This is a genomic window from Curtobacterium sp. MCPF17_002 (assembly GCF_003234115.2).
Taxonomy (GTDB): domain Bacteria; phylum Actinomycetota; class Actinomycetes; order Actinomycetales; family Microbacteriaceae; genus Curtobacterium.
In genome coordinates this window covers 3,558,105-3,580,748 of sequence record NZ_CP126251.1, presented here as the reverse complement: position 1 = coordinate 3,580,748, position 22,644 = coordinate 3,558,105, and the positions used below count along the sequence as shown (strand labels likewise).

Here is a 22,644-nt window from a genome sequence, read left to right as displayed (position 1 = left end):
GAGGACTGCCTGGAGGCGCGGTGCGGCCCCGGTACGGTGGTCGCGTGGACGAGACGGTCAGCGTGGACGGCGGCAGCGACGGCAGCGGCGTGCGGCTCCGGCTCGACATCGCGTACGACGGGGCCGCGTTCTCCGGGTGGGCCCGGCAGCCGGGCCTCCGGACCGTGCAGGGCGCCCTCGAGAGCGCGCTCGCCACGGTCTTCACCCGATGGGGCCGGCCGCCGCAGCTCACCGTCGCCGGACGCACCGACGCCGGCGTCCACGCCGCCGGCCAGGTCGCCCACGTCGACCTCACGCCCGAGCAGTGGGGCGCCCTCACCCGTCCGCGTCGATCCGCACCGGACGGGCCGCCGCGGACCTCGCTCGACGGACTCGTCAAGCGCGTCAACGGCCTCGCCGCTCCCGACGGCGACGTCGTCGTCACGCGGGCATCGGTCGCCCCGGACGGGTTCGACGCCCGGTTCTCCCCGCTCTGGCGGCGTTACGAGTACCGGATCGCGGACGCCGACGCCCCCCGCGATCCACGTCGGCGCGGGCACACCGTCTGGCACCCGTCGCGTCTGGACCCGGCGGCGATGGAGCGCGGTGCGCTGCGGTTGCTGGGGTTGCACGACTTCGCGACGTTCTGCAAGCCGCGCGAGGGCGCGACCACGATCCGGACGTTGCAGGAGTTCCGCTGGGACCGCGAGCCGGACGGCGTCCTGGTGGCGCGCCTCCAGGCCGATGCGTTCTGCCACTCCATGGTGCGTGCGATGGTCGGGGCGACCATCGCGGTGGGTGACGGACGGTTCGGGCCGGAGCGTCTCGAGGAGCTGCGGAGCGCGCAGGCGCGGACGAGCGAGTTCAAGGTGGCGCCGGCGAAGGGACTCACCCTGACCGAGGTCGGGTACCCGGCGGACGACGAGCTCGCCGCGCGCGCGGAGCAGACGCGGGCGCGGCGCACGGCGGACGGTACCGTCGAGGGATGACCTCCCGCGAACCCCGCTCCGTCGTGTCCGTCGCACCCGGAGTGGTCTTCGTCGAGGGCCCCGTGTCGAACTGGGTCGTGCTGGCCGAGGAGGACGGCGTCGCCCTCATCGACGCGGGCTACCCCGCCGACACCGACCTCGTGCTCGAGACCGTGCAGTACGCCGGCCACGACCTCGACGACCTGCGCCGCGTCTACGTCACCCACGGGCACGTCGACCACGTCGGCGGCCTCCCGGGGATCCTCGCGCGGTACCCCGACGTCGAGGTGCTCGCCCACGCCGACGAACTCGACAACGTGCGCGGACCGGGCCGACAGCAGGTCACCCCGGCCGAGATCGGTGGACGCCTGGCGTCGCCGCGGGTCCTCCGGTGGCTCGCGCGGGCGATCCGCTCGGACGCGCTCCGGCCCACCACCGTGTCGTCCGCACGCGCCTTCACCGGCGCCGACTTCGACGGGCGGGCCATCACGCCGCTGCCCGCTGAGGGGCACACCGACGGGTCCACGGCCTACCTGCTGCCCGCCGCGAACGCGATCGTCACGGGGGACGCGGTGGTCTCGCGGCACGACACGCAGCCGGCGTCCTGGTCGCCGCGGCCGCGGATGATCACGCCGTTCTTCACCGCCGACCAGGACCGTGCGATCGCCTCCGCGCGGGCGCTGCCGATCCCGGAGATCCTGCTGCCGGGGCACGGTCCGGCGGTGCACCGGGTCGGGTCGGAGTGGGTGCCGGTCAGCGCCTGAGCGGCACCGCTGTCGGCACCGCCCCGTCGGCGCCGCTGCCGCACCGCCCCGTCGGCGTCGGACCCGACCGCGGCTGCACCCCGATCAGGGGTGGAACGGATCGTTCACCCGCCGGAAACCTGAGCGGCGCCGCAGGTCGGTAGCGTGCGGACCATGCACAGATCCATCGCGCGCACTGTGCTGTGCGCCACAGCCGCCGCAGCGTTGCTCGCGGCCCCGCTCGTCTCCGTCGCCGCAGCCTCCGCGAACCCCGCCGGCACCGGCCTGGTCATCGCGGAGGCCTTCCTCAAGGGCGGCAGCGCGAACCAGCCGTTCACCGACAAGTTCGTCGAGCTCGGGAACCCGACCGACAGCGCCGTCAGCGTCGACGGCTGGTCGGTGCAGTACCGCGCCGCGACGGGCACCGGTGCGCCCGCGGTCGGGAAGCTCAGCGGGTCCGTCCCGGCCCACGGCACCTACCTCGTCCAGATGGGGTCGAACGGCACGACCGGTGCCGCGCTGCCGACGCCGGACGCCGTCACCGGGCTGAACCCCTCCGGCTCCACCGGCACCCTCGTGCTCTCCGACCAGGCGACGGCGCTCTCGCTGCCCACCGGCTCGGTGACGTCGGGGACCCCGGGAGTCGTCGACCTGCTCGGCTACGGCACGTCGAACACCTTCGAGACCGCGGTCGCGGCGGCCGGCACGGCGAACTCGGTGCCGGACGGCCTGACCCGCACGGGCACCACGGGCACCACGGACACCGACTCGAACGCGGCGGACTTCACGCTCGGTGCGTCGATCACACCCGAGAACGCCGCGGGCGAGACGGGCGCGACGCCGACCGACCCGACGGACCCGACCGACCCGACGGACCCGACCGACCCGACGGATCCCACTGACCCCACCACGCCGGCCGAGCCCATCTCGATCGCGCAGCTGCAGGGCACGGGCGACGCCTCGCCCTACGCCGGCAAGGCGATCACGACCGACGGTGTCGTGACCGCGGTCTACGCCACCGGCGGCTTCAACGGCTACACGATCCAGACGGCCGGCACCGGCGGGGCGCTGGACCTCACCACCCACACCGCGTCGGACGCCGTCTTCGTCTACTCCTCGGCGACCGCCGGCAGCGTGGCGATCGGCGACGCAGTGCGCCTGACCGGCACCGTGTCGGAGTTCAACGGCCTGACCGAGCTGACGGTGCCCACCGCCGCCGGCCTGACGACGCTCCCCGCCGAGGGTGTCGTCCAGCCCGTCCCGGCCACCCTCGCGTTCCCGCGCACCGACGCGCAGCGGGAGTCGCTCGAGAGCATGCTCGTCGCACCGCAGGGCGACTACACGGTCGCCGACAACTACACGACGAACCAGTACGGCGAGGTCGTCCTGGCCTCGGGCACGAAGCGGCTCCTCCAGCCGACCGAGGTGGCCCGACCGGGCAGCGCCGAGGCAGCGGCGGTCACGGCGGACAACGCGGCACGCAAGGTGGTCCTCGACGACGGGGCGAGCACGAACTTCCTCACCGCGGCGAACCAGTCGATCCCGGTGTCGTGGCTCACCCAGGGCCCGGTGACCGTGGGGGCAGCGGCGACGTTCGGCCGGCCGGTGGTCCTCGACTACCGGAACGACTCGTGGAAGTTCCAGCCGACGTCGCCGATCACCGGCGCGACCCCGGCGGCCGACCTGCCGGCGTCGTTCTCGAACGTTCGAACTGCCGCCCCGGAGAACGTCGGCGGAGACATCCGCCTCGCCGGCTTCAACGTCCTCAACTACTTCCCGACGACCGGCGACCAGCTCACCGGCTGCACCTACTACACGGACCGCGACGGCGACCCCGTCACGGTGCGCGACGGCTGCGACGCCCGAGGTGCCGCGAACGCGGACGACCTGGCCCGCCAGCAGGTGAAGATCGTGAAGGCGATCAACGGCCTCGGCGCCGACGTCGTCTCCCTCGAGGAGATCGAGAACTCCGCCCGGTTCGGCCAGGACCGTGACGCAGCGGTCGCGACGCTCGTCGCGGCGCTCAACACCGCCACCGGCAAGGACACCTGGGCGTACGCGAAGTCGCCCGCGAAGGTGCCGGCGAGCGAGGACGTCATCCGTCTGGCACTGATCTACAAGAAGGACCGCGTCCAGCCGGTCGGCGCCTCGACGATCCTCACCGACTCGGCGGCGTTCGTGAACGCCCGGCAGCCGCTCGCCCAGGCGTTCGCCCCGGTGCCCACGAAGCCCGGCAAGGGGAAGGCCCCGAAGCCGTCGGCGAAGGACACGTTCCTCGTGATCGCGAACCACTTCAAGTCGAAGGGGTCCGGCACGGGTGCCGATGCCGACCAGGGCGACGGCCAGGGCGCGTCGAACAACTCCCGCGTCGAGCAGTCGAAGGCGCTCGTCGCGTTCTCGACGGCGATGCAGCGACAGGCCGGCACCGACAAGGTGTTCATGCTCGGTGACTTCAACGCCTACAGCCAGGAGGACCCGGTCGCCGTCCTCGACGCCGCCGGCTACACCGACCTCGGGCCGACCGAGGACGCCTCCGAGTGGTCGTACGTGTTCAGCGGCCTGAGCGGTTCCCTCGACCACGTGTTCGCATCACCGGCGGCACTGGGGACCGTCACCGGCGTGGACATCTGGAACATCAACTCGGTCGAGTCCGTCGGACTGGAGTACAGCCGGTACGACTACAACGTCACGGACCTCTACCAGGGCGACGTGTACCGCGCGAGCGACCACGACCCGATCCTGGTCGGCATCGACCTGCCCGGCGTCACCGCGCCGGGTGACGGCGGGGACCCGGGTCACGGGGGCGACCCCGGAAACGGTGGGCCCGGTCACGGTGGGAACCCGGGTCACGGTGGGAACCCTGGTCACGGCGGTGGCACGATCGCGGACGCGCTCGCCGCACTCGCGGCGCTCATCGCCTGGTTGCGCAGCCTGTTCGGCTGACGGACCGGACCAGCCGACGGCCTGGAGGCGCGGTGCCAGCTGGCACCGCGCCTCCAGGCCGTGTGCTCGGTCGAGTCATGACGTTCCTTCCCATCACAACCGCGGTAGGAAGCGGAATCGCGCATGGGATGCAGGAAATCCCTGCCCCCTACGCGCGGAAGCGCTTCCCATGAGCGGAACGGCCCCCTACGCGCGGAACGGCTGCCCATGCGCGGAACGGCTTCCTACGCGCGGAAGGGGGCGAGCCGGCGCCGCGCGGGTTTGACCGGGGCGACGGGCGTCCGGTAGGCTCTCACATTGGTCTGCGTGCCCCGCGCGCAAGACAGTCAGATGAGCCCTCCACCCGGGTGTTCCACCGGCTTCCGCCGCACCGAACCCCGACCGGAGTGGGATTCACGGACTCCTCACCTCGACACGAAAGCAGCACTCCTGTGACTCGCACGTTCTCACCGAAGCCGGCAGACGTCCAGCACGACTGGATCGTCATCGACGCTACCGACGTCGTCCTCGGCCGCCTCGCCTCGCACGTCGCCGCGCTCCTGCGTGGCAAGCACAAGGCCACCTTCGCCCAGCACATGGACATGGGTGACTACGTCATCATCGTGAACGCGGACAAGGTCGCCCTCACCGGCTCCAAGCTCGCCAAGAAGGTCTACTACCGCCACTCGGGCTACCCGGGCGGCCTCACGGCGACCTCCTACCCGGAGATGCTCGAGAAGCACCCGACCCGCGCCGTCGAGAAGGCGATCCGCGGCATGCTCCCGAAGAACACGCTGGGCCGCGAGCAGCTCAAGAAGCTCAAGGTGTACGCGGGTGCCGAGCACCCCCACGCCGCGCAGCAGCCCAAGACGTACACCTTCGACCAGGTCTCGCAGTAACAGCGGCCACGACGACTTCCAAGGACTAGAGAAAACTCATGGCTCAGATCGCTGACTCCCTCGACCAGACCCCGGAGAGCTTCACCACGGAGAGCGCACCTGCCGCTGCCGAGGCCGCTCCCCGTCAGATCCTCAACGTCTCCGGCGGTGCCGTCGGGCGCCGCAAGGAGGCCATCGCGCGTGTTCGCCTCGTGCCGGGCTCCGGCACGTTCGTGGTGAACGGCCGTTCGCTCGAGGACTACTTCCCCAACAAGCTGCACCAGCAGCTCATCAACGACCCGTTCAAGGTCCTCGAGCTCCTCGGCTCGTACGACGTCGTCGCCCGCATCACCGGTGGCGGCCCCTCGGGTCAGGCTGGCGCGCTCCGCCTCGCCATCGCCCGCACCCTGAACGAGATCGACCGCGAGAACAACCGCGCGGCCCTCAAGAAGGCCGGCTTCCTCACCCGTGACGCCCGCGTCATCGAGCGCAAGAAGGCCGGTCTCAAGAAGGCCCGCAAGGCTTCGCAGTTCTCGAAGCGCTAGTCGTCACCGGCTGACGATCGCCATGCCGCGTCTGTTCGGTACCGACGGGGTTCGTGGTCTCGCCAACGGCGAGCTGACGGCCGCGCTCGCACTGGGTCTTGCCCAGGCGAGCGCGGCCGTTCTCACACACGGACACCATGCGGACGCCCGGCGGGCGTCCGGTCGACCGCGCCCCCGCGCGGTCCTGGCGCGCGATCCGCGCGTCTCCGGCGAGTTCCTGGGTTCCGCGGTCGCGGCCGGGCTCGCCTCCGCCGGCGTCGACGTGCTCGACGCCGGGGTCATCCCGACCCCCGCAGCCGCGTTCCTCGTCGCGGACATCGACGCCGACTTCGGCGTGATGATCTCCGCGTCGCACAACCCCGCGCCCGACAACGGGATCAAGTTCTTCGCCGCCGGCGGCCGGAAGCTCCCGGACGAGGTCGAGGACCGCATCGAAGCGGCCATGCACGACCACTCCGCGCCCACGCCCACCGGTGGTGACGTCGGCCGGATCACCCGCTTCGCCGACGCCGAGGACCGCTACGTCGTCCACCTGCTCGGCACGCTGCCGAACCGGCTCGAGGGCATCCACGTCGTGCTCGACTGCGCGAACGGTGCCGCGGCCGGTGTCTCGCCCGAGGTGTTCGTCAACGCCGGGGCCAAGGTCACGCTGATCGGTGCCGACCCGGACGGCATGAACATCAACGACGGTGTCGGCTCCACGCACATCGACAACCTCGCCCGCGCGGTGCTGTCGCACGGTGCCGACGTCGGCATCGCCCACGACGGCGACGCGGACCGCTGCCTCGCGGTGGACGCCGCCGGCAACGCGATCGACGGCGACCAGATCATGGCGATCCTCGCGCTCGCGCTGCAGGAGCGCGGACACCTCAAGGACGACACGCTCGTCGCCACGGTGATGTCGAACCTCGGCCTCAAGCGGGCCATGGCGAACGCCGGCATCACGGTGATCGAGGCCGGCGTGGGCGACCGTTACGTGCTCGAGAAGATGACCGAGGGGGACTTCTCCCTCGGTGGCGAGCAGTCCGGCCACATCATCTTCAACGAGTTCGCCACGACGGGCGACGGCATCCTCACGGGGCTGCACCTCGTCGCCGAAATGGCGCGGACGGGCAAGTCCCTGCAGGAGCTCGCCTCGTGCATGACGGTCTTCCCGCAGGTCCTCGTCAACGTGCGCGGTGTCGACCGACACGGGCTCGCCGACCAGGGTGTGCAGGACGCCATCGCTGCCGCCACCGAGGCCCTCGGGGACACCGGCCGCGTGCTGCTCCGTCCGTCGGGCACCGAGCCGGTCGTCCGCGTGATGGTCGAGGCCGCCTCACAAGAGGCCGCGCAGCGCATCGCCGACGAGCTCTCCGCCGTGGTGCAGGAGCGCCTGACGCTCGACGCCGCGTAGGTGCCGGCCGCCGGCCGCCGGCCGCCGGCCCGCCGGCTGGCCGGCTGCCGGCCGTCGGCCCGCCGCACTTCGCACCCCCGTACGAACATCGCGCCCCGTCACACCGGGGCGCGATGTTCGTGTGGGGGTGCGATCGCAGCTCCCGCCGCCCGCGCCCCGCCGCCCGCCCGCGCACGGCGCGGCGCGCGCCGCCGCCCGCCGCCCGCCCGCGCACGGCGCGGCGCGCGCCGCCGCCCCCGCGCCTAGATCTTGCGGAGCAGGACCGACGACACCTTGTGGTCCGCGGCCTTCTTCAGCACGAGCGTCGCCCGCGACCGGGTCGGCAGCACGTTCTCGATGAGGTTCGGCTCGTTGATCGCGCGCCACACCTCGGTCGCGGTCCGCACGGCGTCCTCGCGGGAGAGCGACGCGAAGCGGTGGAAGAAGGAGTCCGGGCTCGCGAACGCCTCTTCCTGCAGGGCGAGGAAACGATCGACGTACCAGGCCTCGATGTCCTTCGTCTTCGCGTCGACGTAGATCGTGAAGTCGAACAGGTCGGACAGGGCCAGCCGTCCGTGCACCGGCGGCGCGAGCACGTTGAGGCCCTCGACGATGAGGACGTCCGGCTGCCGCACGACGATCTCGGCGTCGGGCACGATGTCGTACACGAGGTGCGAGTAGTACGGCGCCCGCACCTCGGCCGCGCCGCTCTTCACCTGGCTGACGAAACGCAGCAGGGAGCGACGGTCGTAGGACTCCGGGAAGCCCTTCCGGTCCATGATCCCGCGCCGCTCGAGCTCGGCGTTCGGGTAGAGGAAACCGTCGGTCGTCACGAGCTCGACACGCGGGGTGTCCGGCCAGCGCTTCGTGAGCTCCCGCAGCAGACGCGCGACCGTGGACTTGCCGACCGCGACGGACCCGGCGACACCGATCACGAACGGCGTGCGTCCGGCACGGTCCCCGAGGAACCGACTGGTCTCGGCGTGCAGGTTCCGAGCCCCGGCGGCGTACAGCGTCAACAGCCGGGAGAGCGGCAGGTAGACCTCCTGCACCTCCTGCATGTCGAGCCGGTCACCGAGACCGCGGAGCTGCACGATCTCCGTCTCGGTCAGGGAGAGGTGCTCCTTGGGGGCGAGCTGCGACCACTCGCCGCGCGGGATCTCCACGAAGGGGGTCGGGTGCGCGACGGCGGTGTCCGGGATCGGCATGGGAACGAGCGTACTGACTGGAGGCGCGGATCACGTGAGCGGATCCGCTCACGTGATCCGCGCCTCCAGGCCGACCACCGTGGGCGCGCACGTCCCGCAGCCTGCGCTGATCAGGCGGGGAGGGCCGCCTCGATGGCGGCGATGACCTGCGGGGCATCCGGCTTCGTGGTCGGACGGAAGCGAGACACGGTGCCGTCCGGTGCGATGAGGAACTTCTCGAAGTTCCACGTGACGCGACCGGCCTTGCCGTCGGCGTCCGCGGTCTCCTTGAGGGCCTGGTAGAGCGGGTGCGCACCCTTGCCGTTGACCTTCACCTTCTCGGACATCGGGAAGGTGACACCCCACGTGGTGGAGCAGTACTCGTCGATGGCCTCGGAGGAGCCGAGCTCCTGCAGGAACTGGTTGCTCGGGAAGCCGAGGACCGTGAAGCCCCGCGGGCCGTACTCCTTCTGCAGCGCCTCGAGCTGCTCGTACTGCGGCGCGAGACCGCACCGGGACGCGACGTTCACGACCAGCACCGCCTTGTCCGCGTAGGCGCCGAACGTGGTGTCCTCGCCGTGCAGTGTCGTGATCGCGATGTCGTCGAACCGTCCCATGGCCCAAACGTTATCCCCAGCCCCGCCGGTTCGCAGGGTCGTCGCCCAGGCAGACCGTAGGATCGTCCCCATGTGTGGAATCGTCGGCTACGTCGGCAGCAACAGCAGCCAGGACGTGCTCCTCGGTGGTCTTCGTCGTCTCGAGTACCGCGGCTACGACTCGGCGGGCATCGCCGTCGTCGACGGGTCGCAGGAACTCGCCTCCGCCAAGAAGGCGGGCAAGCTCCAGGCCCTGGTCGACGAGCTCGAAGCGCACCCGATCGCCGACGGCGGCACCGGCATCGGCCACACGCGGTGGGCGACCCACGGCGGGCCGACCGACGGCAACGCGCACCCGCACCTGGCGGACGGCGGCAAGCTCGCCCTCATCCACAACGGCATCATCGAGAACTTCTCCGAGCTCCGCGCGGAGCTGCAGGCCGAGGGTGTGCAGTTCCTCAGCGAGACCGACTCCGAGGTCGCCGCGCACCTCGTCGCGCGGGCCTTCCGCGAGACCGGTGACCTGACGTCCGCGATGCAGCAGGCCGTGCAGCGACTCGACGGGGCCTTCACGCTCCTCGTCGTGCACGCCGACCAGCCCGGCGTCGTCGTCGGTGCCCGCCGCAACTCCCCGCTCGTGGTGGGGCTCGGCGACGGCGAGAACTTCATGGGCTCCGACGTGGCCGCGTTCGTCGCGTACACGCAGCGCGCCCTGGCGATCGGGCAGGACGAGATCGCCACGATCCGCCCCGACGGCGTGGACGTCATCCACTTCGACGGCACCCCGGCGACCCCGAGCGAGTTCGAGGTGAACTGGGACGCCTCCGCCGCCGACAAGGGCGGCTGGACCTCGTTCATGGCGAAGGAGATCAGCGAGGAGCCCGAGGCCGTCGCGAAGACGATCCTCGGCCGCGTGCACGACGGCGCCGTCACCCTGACCGACCTCGACCCGATCGCCGAGCGTCTCACCACCGTCGACCGCGTCATCGTCATCGCCTGCGGCACCGCGGCGTACGCCGGCATCCTCGGCAAGTACGCCATCGAGCAGTGGGCCCGCGTGCCCGTCGAGGTCGAGCTCGCGCACGAGTTCCGCTACCGCGACCCGGTGCTCGACGAGCGCACCCTCGTCGTCTCGATCAGCCAGTCCGGCGAGACGATGGACACGCTGATGGCCGTCAAGTACGCGCGTGAGCGGGGCGCGCAGGTCCTGTCGATCTGCAACACCCAGGGGGCGACGATCCCGCGCGAGTCCGACGCGGTGATCTACACGCACGCCGGACCCGAGGTCGCCGTCGCGTCGACGAAGGCCTTCATCGCGCAGGGCGTCGCGCTCTACCTGCTCGGGCTGCACCTCGCCACCCTGCGCGGCACGATGACGGCCGAGCAGATCGCGGAGCAGGTCGCCGAGCTCGAGGGCCTCGCGCCGAAGCTGCAGCAGACCATCGACGACGCGTCCGGCATCAAGGACCTCGCGCGCTGGATGGCGGACACCCGCAGCGTGCTGTTCCTCGGCCGCCACGTCGGGTACCCGATCGCGCTCGAGGGCGCCCTGAAGCTCAAGGAGCTCGCGTACATCCACGCCGAGGGCTTCGCCGCCGGTGAGCTCAAGCACGGACCGATCGCCCTCATCGAGCCCGGCCAGATCGTCTTCGTGATCGTGCCGTCCCCGCGTGACCCGCGGTCGCTGCACCCGAAGGTCGTGTCGAACATCCAGGAGATCCGCGCCCGGGGTGCCCGGGTGATCGCCATCGCCGAGGAAGGCGACGCCGCCGTGCTGCCCTTCGCGGACGAGGTCCTGCGCATCCCGCTCGCGACGCCGCTGTTCGAGCCGCTGCTCGCCGTGGCGCCGCTGCACATGTTCGGCATGGAGCTCGCCGCGGCCAAGGGCCTCGACGTCGACCAGCCGCGCAACCTCGCGAAGTCGGTCACCGTCGAGTAGTCGCACGATGATCATCGGCATCGGTGTCGACGTCGTCGACCTGGAGCGGTTCGGGCGTGTGCTCGACCGCACGCCGGCGATGCGCACGCGGCTCTTCACCCCCGCCGAACTGGTGCGGGACGGGGAACCGCGCCCGATCGCCTCGCTCGCCGCACGGTTCGCGGCGAAGGAGGCCCTGATCAAGGCCTTCGGGTCGAGTGCCGGACTGAGCTGGCAGGACCTCGAGGTCGTCTCGGACGACCAGCGGAACCCGTCGCTCACGCTGCGCCGCGGAGCGCAACAGGTGGCGGAGGCACGTGGCGTCGGGTCCGTGCACCTGTCGCTCTCGCACGACGGCGGGATCGCGACCGCGTTCGTCGTCCTGGAAGGGGACCAACAGTGAGTGCGTTCACCGGCATCACGCTCGACCGAGAAGCCCTGATCGCCAACTACGCGACGGTCGCCGAACGGGTCGCGCCGTCCGGCGTCATCGCGGTCGTCAAGGCGAACGGGTACGGCCACGGTGCCGCCGAGGCCGCGCAGGCCTTCGTGGACGCCGGTGCGGAGTGGCTCGGCGTCGCGGACATCGACGAGGCCGTCGCCCTGCGGCAGGCGGGCATCGACGAGGGGGTCCGCATCCTCGCGTGGCTGCACGCCCCCGACGAGGACTTCCGCCGCGCTGCCCGGTACGGCGTCACGCCGGCGGTGTCGAGCGCATCGCAGCTGGCGGCCGCCGCGGACTCCGAGGTCCCCGCGGTGCACATCTGCGTCGACACCGGCCTCAGCCGCAACGGCGCCGTCGAGTCCGAGTGGGCCGAGCTCTTCGCCACCGCGGGTCGTCTCGCCCGGAGCGGCGCCCGAACGCGTGTCGAGGGCCTCATGTCACACCTGTCGAACGCCTCGCGGACGGACGACCTCGACCAGGACGCCGCACTGCAACGAGCGCTCGACGGCCTCGCCGCGAACGGGATCGTGCCGGACGTGGTGCACCTCGCCGCCAGCGCCGCGAGCATCGCCGTCCCCGAGACCCGGCACGACCTCGCGCGGGTCGGGCTCGCGCTGTACGGCCTCAGCCCCTTCCCCGACCGGACGTCGGCGGACCTCGGCCTCCGGCCCGCGATGCGGGTCACGGCCGCGGTGCTCCGGACCGTGCCGGTGCGCGCGGGCGAGGGCGTCAGTTACGGCTACACCTGGCGGGCCGAGGCCGACACCCGTCTCGCCGTCATCGGGCTCGGCTACGCCGACGGCTTCGACCGCGACTTCGGCAACCGCGTCTCGGTCCGGATCGGGGACCGGACGTTCCCGATCGTCGGCCGTGTGGCGATGAACGCGATGCACGTCGACGTCGGCGACGCGGACGTGGAGATCGGCGACGAGGCCGTGCTCTGGGGCGACCCGGCGAACGGCGACCCCGCGGTGGAGGACTGGGCCGCCGCGGTCGGCACGATCAACTACGAGGTGGTCGCCCGGGTCGGCCGCAGCGTGGAACGGAGGACGACGTGAACGCGCCGCTGCGCCGGGCCGAGATCGACCTCGATGCCTACCGCGCCAACCTCGACCTGGTCCGTGAGTGGATGGACCCCGTCGAGGTGATGGCGATCATGAAGGCCGACGCCTACGGGCACGGCCTCGAACCGATCGCGCTCGCCGCCGTCGACGCCGGCATCCGCTGGATCGGGGTGCTCACGGTCCCCGCCGCCCTGCGGCTGCGGTCGATCGGCGTCGGCGAGGACGTGCACCTCTTCACGTGGCAGCACGACCCGGCCCTCGACTTCCGCGACGCCATCGACTCCGCGGTGGACCTCGGCGTCTCGAACGTCGCTGAACTGCAGCGCGTGATCGACGCCGTCGACCAGCGTCCGGCGCGGGTGCACCTCGGCGTCGACTCCGGGCTGCACCGTGACGGCGCCACCCTCGAGGCCTGGCCCGGGCTGGTGTCCCTCGCCGTCGACGCCCAGCGCGCCGGCCGGATCGAGGTCGTCGCCGCGTACACGCACCTCGCCGAGTCCTCGGACGAGGACGACGCGTCCGCGGTCGCCCTCTTCGACGCCGCCGTGGAGCAGGCCGAGGACCTCGGGCTCGACGTCCCGATGGAGCACGTCGCCGCCTCGCTCGCCGGCCTGGAGCGCAAGGAGTTCCGGAAGGACATGGTCCGGATGGGTGCCAACCTGTTCGGCATCCCCGGGGCCGACGGGGTCTCGGCGTCGGACCTCGGTCTCGAACCCGTGATGACCCTGACCGCCTCGGTCGCGAAGACGAAGCGGGTGCCCGTCGACACGGGTGTCTCGTACGACTACACGTACCGGACCGCCAACGAGACGACCCTCGCCCTCGTGCCCGTCGGCTACGCGGACGGTGTGCCGCGACTCGCACAGGGCCGGATCGAGGTCACCATCGGCGGCACCCGCTACCCGATCGCCGGTCGCGTCGCGATGGACCAGTTCCTGGTGGACGTCGGCGACGACGACGTGCAAGTTGGGGACACCGTGGTGCTGTTCGGCACCGGCGAGCACGACGAGATGACCGTCCTCGAGTGGGGTCGGGCGCTCGGCACCATCGGCGAGGAGATCGTCTGCCGGATCGGCACCCGTGTGCCGCGGGTCTACGAGGGGCACCGCGTCGAGGGCCACGTCGCCGAGTACCTGCGGGGCGAGCGGCCGTGACCGAGTCGGCCCGTGTGCTGCTCGACACCACCGTCGCGACCACCGACGAGATGGGCGCCCTCGGGGCACGTCTGGCCGCGGTGCTCCGGGCCGGTGACCTCGTCGTGCTCACCGGACCGCTCGGCGCCGGCAAGACCACGCTGACCCGCGGTCTCGGTGCCGCGCTCGGTGCCCGGGGACAGGTGTCGAGCCCGACGTTCGTCCTCGCCCGCACCCACCCGACGACCGCCGGCCCGGACCTCGTGCACGTGGACGCGTACCGGTTGTCCGACCCGCTCGAGCTCGACGACCTCGACCTCGACTGGGACGCGTCGATCGTCGTGGTCGAGTGGGGCCGGGGTTTCGTCGACGGCATCACCGACAGTGTCCTCGACGTCGAGATCATCCGTGCGACCGGAGCGGACGCGCCCGCCACCGACGACGTCGACCCGGACGACGTCCCCGACGAACCCCGTCGTGTGGTCGTCACGGGCACGGGTCCGCGCTGGGACGACGCCGCCCTCTGACCGGACTCCACCGGGGACCGCGGACGACGCCGAGCGGGGCGCGGTGCCTGCCGGCTCCGCGCACGCCGAGCAGGGTGCGCGGAGCCTTCCGGCTCCGCGCACCCCGCTCGCGATCTCAGCCCTTCGAGACCATGATCCAGCTGACCTGGACCCCGTACTTCGTCGCCGGCGCGATGCGCAGGTCCACGATGCCGTCGGAGCCCACCTTCGTGGTCGTCGAGAGGGTGCGGAAGGTGCCGTCGATGACCTGGTCCTTCGCGACCGTCGTCCCGTCGACGCTCACGGCAGCGGCTCGGCCCGGGGCGCTCTTCGTCCAAGGGTCCCAGAAGCCGACGTCGACGCGGTACTTCCCCTTGCCGAGGCCGCCGAGTGCGTACTCCAGGTCCGTCGCATCCGCCTGCCAGCGCACCGTACTGGTCACGGTGCCGCCGCTCGTACCGGAGGTCCCACCGGTCGTGCCGAAGTACCCCCAGTGCGCGCGGCTGCCGGGATCGACGCCGAAGCGCTGGTCGGCGGCGGTGTTGACGAGCCGGTCACCGCGGTGCTTCGCGAAGGCGAGGTCCGCGGCGTAGTCGGCGGTGCCCTGGCCGCCGGCGTCGACGAAGTACGACAGCCGCTCGGGGAGGACGGTCACCGGGCGGGTGAAGGTCCGTCCGTCGTCGAGCGTCCCGGTCACGGTCTGCTCGCCGGCAGTCGCGAGGGCGTCCTTCGCCCAGCGCACCGTGTGCGTCCGCTCCGCACCGTCCTCCTGCACCGTGACCCGCTTCGGCAGCACCTTCGTGTCGCCGAGTGTGGCCTGCCCGGGGACGGCCGTGGTGACGGTCCAGATGGTCGATGGCTGGAGGTCGTCGAGGGTCCACGAGGTCGTGTCGCACGAGAAGGACATCGCGCCGCCCTCGCCGAACGTCACCGGCAGCCAGACCGACGGAGCCGTCTCGAGGTCCGTGGCGTTGTTCCACCGGTCGCCGATGTACAGGACCCGTCCGCCGCCGAGGTCGAGCAGGGAGGTGCTCTGCGAGTTGCACGTCGTGTCCGCGCCGGTGCCGGTCGCCGGGTTCCCGTGTGCGGTCCACGTGCCGAGCAGGTCCGTCGCGGTGGCGTAGGCGGCGGCGTTCGGTGCCCAACCCGTCGCCCCCGAGGTGACGAGGTAGTACGTGCCGTCGACCTTGGCGAGCGCGGGGGCCTCCCGCTGCCCGCCGATCCACGGCTGCGGCCGCCGGAAGTCAACGCCCTCCACCGCTTCCGCCGGGTCCGCGGACAGGTTGGTGTAGTCCGCGTCGAGCTTCGAGATGTAGAGGGTGAGGTTCTCCTCGGACGCGTAGACGATGTACGCGGTCCCGTCGTCGTCGACGAACAGGTTCATGTCCCGGGCCATGCCGGGACTGTTCGGCTGGTGGTTCGTCGGGTCGTCCGCGGCGACGTGGTCCAACCGGTACGAGTCGATGTACCGGAACGGTCCCGTCGGGGAGTCGGAGACGGCGACCCCGGCCGTGGCCTTCGCGTACTGCGCGTCCGAGGTGTCGGTCGGTCCGTCGGCGTGCACCCACATCACCCACTGGCCGGTGCGCGCGTTGTGGATGACCTTCGGCCGTTCCAGGATCGCACCGGGACGCGTGGCACTCGGGGCGGTGACGCCGAGGTCGCGGTAGACGGCGTCCTGCTGTGCGGAGTCGTACCCGCCGTAGAGCGCCGAGAAGTACGGGTCGGCGAAGTCCGACCGGTTCGTCATGGTCCGGAGCGCGAGGCCCTGGTCCTTCCAGTTGTACAGGTCGTAGGACGAGTACACGTGCACACCGCGGGTGTCGCTGTACCCGTTGACCCGGTCCTCGCCGTACCAGTAGTAGATCGTCTTCCCCGCGGCGTCCTCGGCGGTGACCACCTGGCCGCCGTGCCCTTGGATCGGTTGACCGGTGTCGTCGTTCCACTGCTGACCCGGTGTGAAGGACGTGCGTGCGGTCTCCGCGACGGCGGGCGCTGCGGAGAGCCCCCCGATCGCGAGTGCGGCGGCGGCGACCCCGGCCACCACACCCCATCGGCGTCGCCTCGGCGACATCGTCCGGTCTGTTCGTCGAATCCCCATCGATTCGGCCCCTTCGGCTCCTGCTGCCCCCTATGGCAACGTCAACATGATGGGGGGACGAGCCTCGGCGCGCAAGGGTGTGCCGCAACCGGGCACCCCGACACCGCCGCCGACCCCGACGTCCCAGCACCACGCCTACGATGGACGGGTGCTGCTCGCGATCGACACCTCCGCCGGGACCTCCGTCGCCGTCGTGGACCCGGCGACCGGCCAGGCGCTCGCGACCCGCAGCACCGAGGACAGCCGCCGTCACGCCGAGGTGATCGGTCCGTTCCTCGCCGAGGTCCTCGCCGAGTCGGGCATCACCGGCGCCGACGTCACGGGCGTCGTCGCCGGCATGGGCCCCGGCCCCTTCACCGGCCTGCGCGTCGGCATCGCCGCCGCCCGCACCTTCGCCGCGGCACGCGGCGTCCCCGTCCTGCCCCTCGTCAGCCACGATGCGGTCGCCGCCGACCAGCGGGCGGCGGGCCAGGACGGCCCGTACGTCGTCCTGACGGACGCCCGCCGGCGCGAGGTCTACTGGAGCGCGTACGACGGAACGGGCGCGCGGGTCGCGGGCCCGGGCCTCGCCAAGCCGGCCGATCTCGACGAGGCGATCCGCGCCTCCAGGCCCGAAGCGGTGGACTGGGACCGCGTGACGGTCACGTCCATCCCCGCCTGGAGGCTCGGCGCACTCGCCGTGGACCGGCTCGCCTCCGGCACGCCCTTCGCCGACGACACCCCGCTCTACCTGCGCGATCCCGACGTCACCATGCCGGGCGCACCGAAACGGGTCAAGCAGTGACCCTGCCCGACGGGCTGCGCCTGCGGCGCGCCCACCCGCATGACCTCGACGAGGTGATGTGGCTCGAGCACGCCTCGTTCCCGACCGATGCGTGGTCGGCGTCGCAGATGTCCGGCGAGTTGTACTCGCCGCACGGGTACTACATCGTCGTCGAGACCACCGGGGACGGAGCGCCGACGGTCGTCGGCGCTCCGTCCATCGTCGGCTACGCAGGACTCTCGTCGCTCTCGGGCAACCCCGTGGCCGACGTGCAGACGATCGCGGTCGCCGCCGACCAGCGGGGGAAGGGCATCGGCCGGGTGCTGTTCACCGAACTGCTCGACGAGGCGGCACGTCGCGGCGTGCACGAGGTGTTCCTCGAGGTCCGCGCCGACAATCCAGTCGCCCAGGCGATGTACACGGCGTTTGGGTTCGAACGGATCGCGGTGCGGCCGCGCTACTACCAGCCGGACGGGGTCGACGCGTGGGTGATGCGGGCGGAGCTCGCGCGCCGCGCCACGGACGGCCCGGGACCGATCGGACAGGAGACCCTCGATGAGCGCGACTGAACCACTGGTGCTCGGCATCGAGACGAGCTGCGACGAGACCGGCGTGGGCATCGTGCGCGGCAGCACCCTGCTCGCGAACGTGATCGCGTCGAGCATGGAGGAGCACGCCCGCTACGGCGGCGTCGTGCCGGAGGTCGCCGCGCGTGCGCACCTCGAGGCGATGACCCCGACGCTCGAAGCGGCACTCGAGCAGGCGGGTGTCACGCTCGACGAGCTGGACGCGGTCGCGGTGACGGCAGGCCCGGGCCTCGCCGGCGCGCTCATGGTCGGCGTCGGTGCCGCGAAGGCGCTCGCCGTGGCCACCGGCAAGCCGCTGTACGGCGTCAACCACCTGGTCGGACACGTCGGGGCCGACGTCCTCCGCGCCGACGGCAGCGAGATCGACCTGCCGACGATCGCGCTGCTGGTCTCCGGCGGGCACACGTCCCTGCTGCTCGTGCGCGACCTCGTCGGCGACGTCGAGCTCCTCGGCGAGACGATCGACGACGCCGCGGGCGAAGCGTTCGACAAGGTGGCACGGCTGCTCGGCCTGCCCTACCCGGGCGGGCCGCAGATCGACCGGGCCGCTGCCGACGGCGACCCGACGGCGATCCGGTTCCCGCGCGGCCTGACGCTGCCGAAGGACATGGCCGCGCACCGCTACGACTTCTCGTTCTCCGGCCTCAAGACCGCGGTCGCGCGCTGGGTGGAGCGCTGTCGCGACGAGGGCCGCGAGGTCCCGGTCGCCGACGTGGCGGCCAGCTTCCGCGAAGCCGTGGTGGACGTCCTCATCACCAAGGCGCTGAACGCCTGCCGCGACACCGGGGTGGACCGGCTGCTGCTCGGCGGCGGTGTCGTGGCGAACGCCCGGCTCCGCTCGGTCGCGGCCGAGCGGTGTGCGGCCGCCGGGGTCGAGCTCCGGATCCCACCGCTCGACCTCTGCACCGACAACGGCGCCATGATCGCGGCGATCGGTGCGCGGCTCGTCGCCGAGGGCCACGCGCCGAGCGACCTCGGGATCGCAGCGGACTCGACGCTGCCGGTCACGACCGTCCAGGTCTGACGTCGCCCGCCGCCCGGGGCGGCCCGGAGTCGCGTGTGGGAGGATTCACAGGGCACCGACGACCGAGGTGCCGAGAGGGGTGGACGGTGTCCGATCAGAACCAGTGGCCGAAGCCGGGCGAGACGAATCCGGAGGGGGACGCGTCCGCGAACCAGCCGCAGGGCACGCAGCCCGACGCCGGGCAGCCGCAGCAGTACGGCGCGTCGGCACCCGAGGCTCCGGCATCAGCACCTGCGCCGACCGACCCGTGGGCACAGTCCGGGCAGGGCTCGGCCGCGCAGGGCGTCTCCGGCGGGTACGCGGCACCGCAGAACCCGTACGCAGCACCGAGCCAGCCGAGTGGCCAGAGCGGCCAGTACGGCCAGCAGAACCCGTACGCAGCCCCGGGTCAGCAGTCCGGCCAGCAGTACGGCCAGCCGGGCGCCGGCGCCCCGCAGAACCCGTACGCGGCCCCCGGCCAGCAGTACGGTCAGCAGTATGGCGAGCCGGGCGGCGCCCCGCAGAACCCGTACGCCGCCCCAGGCCAGCAGAACCCGTACGCGGCCCCCGGCCAGCAGAACCCCTACGCCCCCGCCGGCTACCAGCCCTACGCCCAGCGCCCGAAGACGAACACGCTGGCGATCCTCTCGATCGTCTTCGCGTTCGGCGGCATCATCATCTGGCCGCTCGTCATCCTGACCAGCCCCGCCGGCGCGATCATGGGCCACATCGCCCTCGGCAAGATCAAGCAGTCGGGCGAGGGCGGCCGCGGCCTGGCGCTCGCCGGGGTCATCGGCGGCTGGATCCTGACGGGCCTGTTCATCCTCATCGTCGGGCTCATCGTGGTCCTCGGCTCGATCGCAGGGTCGTACTCGTCGGACTACGACTCCGGGTACAACTCGGGCGCCTTCGTCCTCTGACCGCACCGCGACCACGAGACACCGCTGGCTCGGCGGTGTCTCGTCGTCGTTGCAGCGCCCCGCGCCCTACCCGGCCACGTCGGTGAGTCGCTCGCACAGGACCGCGGTGTGGCGTCCCTCCAGGCGGGTGAGCACGAGTGTGACGCGACCGCTGCCACGCAGCCGCAGCCGCTTCCGGAACTGCGCCGGGTCGACGTCGACGCCGCGCTTCTTGATCTCGACGGTGCCGATGTCATCGGCGGCGAGGCGGGCGGCGAGCTTCTTCACGTCGAGGGGCATGGTGTCGACCACGCGGAACCCCTGGGCGAACGGCGTACTGACGGCCTGGTCGGAGCTGATGTACGCGATGCCGTCGGAGAGCATGCGGCCGTCGATCGACCGGGCGAGGTCGCCGATGAGCCGTGCACGGATGACGGCCCCGTCGGGCTCGTAGAGGTACGCGCCGAGCGGGCCGACCTCCACGTCGTCCGAGTCGGCAGCGCCGACCAGTTCGGCGATGCCGTGGGGTCCGATCACGGTGGCCGCACGTCGGATGCCCGGTCGTGCCAGGGGGCCGAACCAGAGGGCGAGCTCGACGACCTCACGGTCGACGGACGTCCACTGCGCCTCGGCCGTGTCCGGGATGAGGTCGCGGTCGACCCCCGGTCCGAGCTTCACACCGGTGGGGGTGGTCGTCGCGGCCGCGAACACGGTGTCGAGCGACGGTGACCAGTCGTCCGGATCGGCGAGACGGCGGGTGTCCGAGTGCCCCGCGGTCCGACGGGCCGGGTCCATCCAGACGCCGTCCACCGACGACAGGTCGAACGACGCTGCGTCGCCGAGCTCGACCCGGGCGTTCGGCCAGAGCGCGAGGTTGTGGGTGGCGACGGCGGCGGTGACCTCGTCGCGGTCGACTGCGGTGACGTCGAGGTCGAGTGCGGCCATCGCCATCGCGTCCCCACCGATGCCGCAGCCGAGGTCCGCCACGCGCGTCAGCCCGGCGGCGGCGAAGCGTCCGGCGTGCTGTGCGGCGACCTGCAGCCGCGTCGCCTGCTCGAGGCCCGCCTCGGTGAAGAGCATGCGGGCGGCGAAGTCGCCGAACTTCCCGCGGGCCTTCTGCCGGAGCTTGGCCTGGTTGAGGACGGCCGCGACGAGCCCGGGATCGTGCCCCTCGGAGCGCAGGCGCGCGACGACCCTCACGATCTCACCGCCGTCCGAGACGGCCGGGGTACGGTCGAGCAGGGCCATCCCCTCCGGGGTGAGCAGCTGGGCGAGGTCGTCGGCTTCCACCCGTCGATCCTCCCAGGTCGCCGTGGAACCCGACATGTGCTGGCACTCGGATTGACCGAGTGCCAACGACCTCCTAGAGTTGGCGTTGGCACTCTCCTGTGCGTAGTGCCAACCCGGTTTTCATCAGTACCGAGTCTCTACCGAGAAAGAAGAGGTCACCGTGGCCGTCAGCATCAAGCCGCTCGAGGATCGCATCGTCATCCGCCAGGTCGAGGCGGAGCAGACCACCGCTTCCGGTCTGGTCATCCCGGACACCGCGAAGGAGAAGCCCCAGGAGGGCGAGGTCGTCGCCGTGGGACCGGGTCGTATCGACGACAACGGCAACCGCGTCCCGCTGGACGTCGCCGTGGGTGACAAGGTCATCTACTCGAAGTACGGCGGCACCGAGGTCAAGTACTCGGGCGAGGACCTCCTCGTCCTCTCGGCCCGCGACGTGCTCGCGGTCATCGAGAACTGAGACCCGTCTCCGTCACGAACGCCCCGCTCGGCTCCGGCCGGCGGGGCGTTCGCGCGTCCGGCGCCGGGTTCTGCAAGCGCCCGGCACGTGCGTTCTGCGTGCGTCCGGCACGTGCGTCCTGCGTGCGTCCGGCGCGTGCGTCCTGCGCGTGGCCGGTTCGCGTCGGCCTGGAGGCGCGGTGCCGCTCCGCCCCGTCGTCGGCCGTTCCTAGGATGGTTCCGTGAGTGCACCGAGTCCGACGCGTCCGCCCCGCAGCGAGGCATCCGTCGGTGTCGTCCAGGCGATCGTCGCCTACGGGCTCTGGGGCCTCATGCCGCTGCTGTTCGTGGCCATGGCCCCCGCGGGCGCGTTCGAGATCGTCGCCTGGCGCATCGTGTTCGGCCTCGGGTTCTGCGTGATCGCCATCGCCGTGACGCGGTCGTGGCTCCGCACCCGGTCGCTCATGGTGCAGCGCCGGGTGATGGGGGTGATGGCGATCGCCGCGGTGCTCATCGTCGTGAACTGGACGGTGTACGTCATCGCCACGACGACCGGCCACACCGTCGAGGCCGCCCTCGGCTACTTCATCAACCCGCTCGTCACGATCGCGCTCGGCGTCGTGCTGCTCCACGAACGGCTCCGGCCGGCGCAGTGGACGGCGGTCGGCATCAGCATCGTGGCCGTCGTCGTCATCGCGGTCGGGTACGGGCAGATGCCGTGGATCTCCCTGGCGCTGGCCTTCTCGTTCGGGCTCTACGGGCTCGTCAAGAAGCGTGTCGGCGGCACGGTGGACGCGTTGTCCGGTCTCACGATCGAGACGATGTGGCTGACGCCGTTCGCGGTCGTGGCGCTCGTGGTCCTCGGGATCACGGGCATCGGTGGCGGGATCACCTTCGGCGGCGAGGGCTGGGTGCACGCGCTCATCATGATCGGGGCGGGACCGGCGACGGCCGTCCCGCTGCTGCTCTTCGCGTCCTCGGCCCGGCGGCTGTCGCTGTCGACGCTCGGACTGACGCAGTACCTCACGCCCGTGATGCAGCTCATCGTCGGGGTGACGATCCAGCACGAGGCGATGTCGACGTCGCGCTGGATCGGCTTCGCGATCGTGTGGCTCGCCCTCGTCATCCTCAGTGTCGACTCCTTCGCGGCGGCCCGGGCATCGCGGCGCCGGGCGCTCCCGTCCACGGCGGCCGAGCCGGTCTGACGGGGGCGCGCCGCGCCTCCAGGCCCAGCGGTCCTGCCGTCTTCCCGCGGCCGGCCCGCGTGCCGAGACTCGGCCCGGCGGACACTTTCGCGGCCCACCCGC

The 22,644-nt window shown here is 71.9% G+C and carries 21 protein-coding genes; 17 read left to right on the top strand and 4 right to left on the bottom strand.

Features of this window, described 5'->3' with window-relative positions:
• Nucleotides 1–44 precede the first annotated feature (44 nt).
• The 6 genes from truA to glmM all read left to right on the top strand — a co-directional run bounded on the left by truA (nt 45) and on the right by glmM (nt 7,431).
• Complete coding sequence (truA, locus tag DEJ28_RS16725) at nt 45–968, top strand: tRNA pseudouridine(38-40) synthase TruA (protein ID WP_258368219.1); 924 nt, start codon at nt 45–47, stop codon at nt 966–968.
• Nucleotides 965–1,711: an MBL fold metallo-hydrolase gene (locus tag DEJ28_RS16720; RefSeq protein ID WP_111116926.1), complete on the top strand. Its 747-nt coding sequence runs from the start codon at nt 965–967 to the stop codon at nt 1,709–1,711. The genes truA and DEJ28_RS16720 overlap by 4 nt, the downstream gene beginning before the upstream one ends.
• Before the next feature lie 153 nt (nt 1,712–1,864).
• Nucleotides 1,865–4,633 carry an ExeM/NucH family extracellular endonuclease gene (locus tag DEJ28_RS16715; RefSeq protein ID WP_111116980.1) on the top strand — a complete coding sequence of 923 codons (2,769 nt, stop codon included), beginning with the start codon at nt 1,865–1,867 and terminating at the stop codon, nt 4,631–4,633.
• A 431-nt stretch (nt 4,634–5,064) separates the two neighbouring features.
• Nucleotides 5,065–5,511, top strand: a complete 447-nt coding sequence (gene rplM / locus DEJ28_RS16710; RefSeq protein WP_071292521.1) for a 50S ribosomal protein L13 — start codon at nt 5,065–5,067, stop codon at nt 5,509–5,511.
• Nucleotides 5,512–5,549: 38 nt separating this feature from the next.
• Nucleotides 5,550–6,035 (top strand): 30S ribosomal protein S9, encoded by a 486-nt coding sequence (gene rpsI / locus DEJ28_RS16705; RefSeq protein ID WP_111116925.1) that lies wholly within the window; start codon nt 5,550–5,552, stop codon nt 6,033–6,035.
• A 22-nt stretch (nt 6,036–6,057) separates the two neighbouring features.
• Nucleotides 6,058–7,431, top strand: coding sequence for a phosphoglucosamine mutase (gene glmM / locus DEJ28_RS16700; protein ID WP_111116924.1), 1,374 nt, complete (start codon nt 6,058–6,060; stop codon nt 7,429–7,431).
• Between the two features lie 242 nt (nt 7,432–7,673).
• Here glmM and coaA read toward each other — a convergent pair whose 3' ends face one another.
• Together coaA and DEJ28_RS16690 are read right to left on the bottom strand one after the other, a co-directional pair.
• The gene (gene coaA, locus DEJ28_RS16695; RefSeq protein WP_111116845.1) at nt 7,674–8,618 is read right to left on the bottom strand and encodes a type I pantothenate kinase; all 945 of its coding nucleotides are present in this window, start codon (nt 8,616–8,618) and stop codon (nt 7,674–7,676) included.
• A 110-nt stretch (nt 8,619–8,728) separates the two neighbouring features.
• Nucleotides 8,729–9,214: a glutathione peroxidase gene (locus DEJ28_RS16690; RefSeq protein WP_111116844.1), complete on the bottom strand. Its 486-nt coding sequence runs from the start codon at nt 9,212–9,214 to the stop codon at nt 8,729–8,731.
• Nucleotides 9,215–9,284: 70 nt separating this feature from the next.
• Here DEJ28_RS16690 and glmS point away from each other — a divergent pair, with 70 nt between their 5' ends.
• Genes glmS through tsaE form a run of 5 tightly spaced genes read left to right on the top strand, consistent with a single transcriptional unit; the run spans nt 9,285 to nt 14,280 of the window.
• The gene (gene glmS, locus DEJ28_RS16685) at nt 9,285–11,132 is read left to right on the top strand and encodes a glutamine--fructose-6-phosphate transaminase (isomerizing) (protein WP_111116843.1); all 1,848 of its coding nucleotides are present in this window, start codon (nt 9,285–9,287) and stop codon (nt 11,130–11,132) included.
• Between the two features lie 7 nt (nt 11,133–11,139).
• A complete protein-coding gene (locus tag DEJ28_RS16680) occupies nt 11,140–11,514 on the top strand; it encodes a holo-ACP synthase (RefSeq protein ID WP_111116842.1) in 375 nt (124 codons plus the stop codon).
• Nucleotides 11,511–12,614: an alanine racemase gene (gene alr / locus DEJ28_RS16675; RefSeq protein WP_111116841.1), complete on the top strand. Its 1,104-nt coding sequence runs from the start codon at nt 11,511–11,513 to the stop codon at nt 12,612–12,614. The genes DEJ28_RS16680 and alr (DEJ28_RS16675) overlap by 4 nt, the downstream gene beginning before the upstream one ends.
• Nucleotides 12,611–13,774, top strand: a complete 1,164-nt coding sequence (gene alr / locus DEJ28_RS16670) for an alanine racemase (RefSeq protein WP_181433811.1) — start codon at nt 12,611–12,613, stop codon at nt 13,772–13,774. Before alr (DEJ28_RS16675) ends, alr (DEJ28_RS16670) begins: the two co-directional genes overlap by 4 nt.
• Nucleotides 13,771–14,280, top strand: a complete 510-nt coding sequence (tsaE, locus tag DEJ28_RS16665; protein ID WP_111116840.1) for a tRNA (adenosine(37)-N6)-threonylcarbamoyltransferase complex ATPase subunit type 1 TsaE — start codon at nt 13,771–13,773, stop codon at nt 14,278–14,280. The genes alr (DEJ28_RS16670) and tsaE overlap by 4 nt, the downstream gene beginning before the upstream one ends.
• 115 nt (nt 14,281–14,395) lie before the next feature.
• Here tsaE and DEJ28_RS16660 read toward each other — a convergent pair whose 3' ends face one another.
• Entirely contained in the window at nt 14,396–16,333 is a 1,938-nt protein-coding gene (locus tag DEJ28_RS16660; RefSeq protein ID WP_181433810.1) for a glycoside hydrolase family 43 protein, read from the bottom strand.
• Nucleotides 16,334–16,508: 175 nt separating this feature from the next.
• On the opposite strand from DEJ28_RS16660, the gene tsaB reads away from it, so the two are divergent.
• The 4 genes from tsaB to DEJ28_RS16640 all read left to right on the top strand — a co-directional run bounded on the left by tsaB (nt 16,509) and on the right by DEJ28_RS16640 (nt 19,633).
• Nucleotides 16,509–17,144, top strand: coding sequence for a tRNA (adenosine(37)-N6)-threonylcarbamoyltransferase complex dimerization subunit type 1 TsaB (tsaB, locus tag DEJ28_RS16655; protein WP_111116838.1), 636 nt, complete (start codon nt 16,509–16,511; stop codon nt 17,142–17,144).
• A complete protein-coding gene (gene rimI, locus DEJ28_RS16650; protein WP_111116837.1) occupies nt 17,141–17,692 on the top strand; it encodes a ribosomal protein S18-alanine N-acetyltransferase in 552 nt (183 codons plus the stop codon). Before tsaB ends, rimI begins: the two co-directional genes overlap by 4 nt.
• The gene (tsaD, locus tag DEJ28_RS16645) at nt 17,679–18,734 is read left to right on the top strand and encodes a tRNA (adenosine(37)-N6)-threonylcarbamoyltransferase complex transferase subunit TsaD (RefSeq protein ID WP_111116836.1); all 1,056 of its coding nucleotides are present in this window, start codon (nt 17,679–17,681) and stop codon (nt 18,732–18,734) included. Before rimI ends, tsaD begins: the two co-directional genes overlap by 14 nt.
• 86 nt (nt 18,735–18,820) lie before the next feature.
• Nucleotides 18,821–19,633 carry a DUF4190 domain-containing protein gene (locus DEJ28_RS16640; protein WP_111116835.1) on the top strand — a complete coding sequence of 271 codons (813 nt, stop codon included), beginning with the start codon at nt 18,821–18,823 and terminating at the stop codon, nt 19,631–19,633.
• Nucleotides 19,634–19,699: 66 nt separating this feature from the next.
• Here the strand turns inward: DEJ28_RS16640 and DEJ28_RS16635 are convergent, their stop codons facing one another.
• Nucleotides 19,700–20,902 (bottom strand): class I SAM-dependent methyltransferase, encoded by a 1,203-nt coding sequence (locus DEJ28_RS16635; RefSeq protein ID WP_111116834.1) that lies wholly within the window; start codon nt 20,900–20,902, stop codon nt 19,700–19,702.
• Nucleotides 20,903–21,062: 160 nt separating this feature from the next.
• Between DEJ28_RS16635 and groES the strand changes: the two genes are divergently transcribed.
• Nucleotides 21,063–21,359, top strand: coding sequence for a co-chaperone GroES (gene groES / locus DEJ28_RS16630; RefSeq protein ID WP_110824204.1), 297 nt, complete (start codon nt 21,063–21,065; stop codon nt 21,357–21,359).
• Nucleotides 21,360–21,579: 220 nt separating this feature from the next.
• Nucleotides 21,580–22,542, top strand: coding sequence for an EamA family transporter RarD (gene rarD, locus DEJ28_RS16625; RefSeq protein ID WP_111116833.1), 963 nt, complete (start codon nt 21,580–21,582; stop codon nt 22,540–22,542).
• Nucleotides 22,543–22,644: the final 102 nt, after the last annotated feature.

Bases quoted from the DNA above. Each gene is read 5' to 3' on its own strand.
- DEJ28_RS16720 (WP_111116926.1), top strand. From the start codon at position 965: ATGACCTCCCGCGAACCCCGCTCCGTCGTGTCCGTCGCACCCGGAGTG.
- DEJ28_RS16715 (WP_111116980.1), top strand. From the start codon at position 1,865: ATGCACAGATCCATCGCGCGCACTGTGCTGTGCGCCACAGCCGCCGCA.
- rpsI (WP_111116925.1), top strand. From the start codon at position 5,550: ATGGCTCAGATCGCTGACTCCCTCGACCAGACCCCGGAGAGCTTCACC.
- glmM (WP_111116924.1), top strand. From the start codon at position 6,058: ATGCCGCGTCTGTTCGGTACCGACGGGGTTCGTGGTCTCGCCAACGGC.
- coaA (WP_111116845.1), bottom strand. From the start codon at position 8,618: ATGCCGATCCCGGACACCGCCGTCGCGCACCCGACCCCCTTCGTGGAG.
- DEJ28_RS16690 (WP_111116844.1), bottom strand. From the start codon at position 9,214: ATGGGACGGTTCGACGACATCGCGATCACGACACTGCACGGCGAGGAC.
- glmS (WP_111116843.1), top strand. From the start codon at position 9,285: ATGTGTGGAATCGTCGGCTACGTCGGCAGCAACAGCAGCCAGGACGTG.
- DEJ28_RS16680 (WP_111116842.1), top strand. From the start codon at position 11,140: ATGATCATCGGCATCGGTGTCGACGTCGTCGACCTGGAGCGGTTCGGG.
- DEJ28_RS16660 (WP_181433810.1), bottom strand. From the start codon at position 16,333: ATGTCGCCGAGGCGACGCCGATGGGGTGTGGTGGCCGGGGTCGCCGCC.
- tsaD (WP_111116836.1), top strand. From the start codon at position 17,679: ATGAGCGCGACTGAACCACTGGTGCTCGGCATCGAGACGAGCTGCGAC.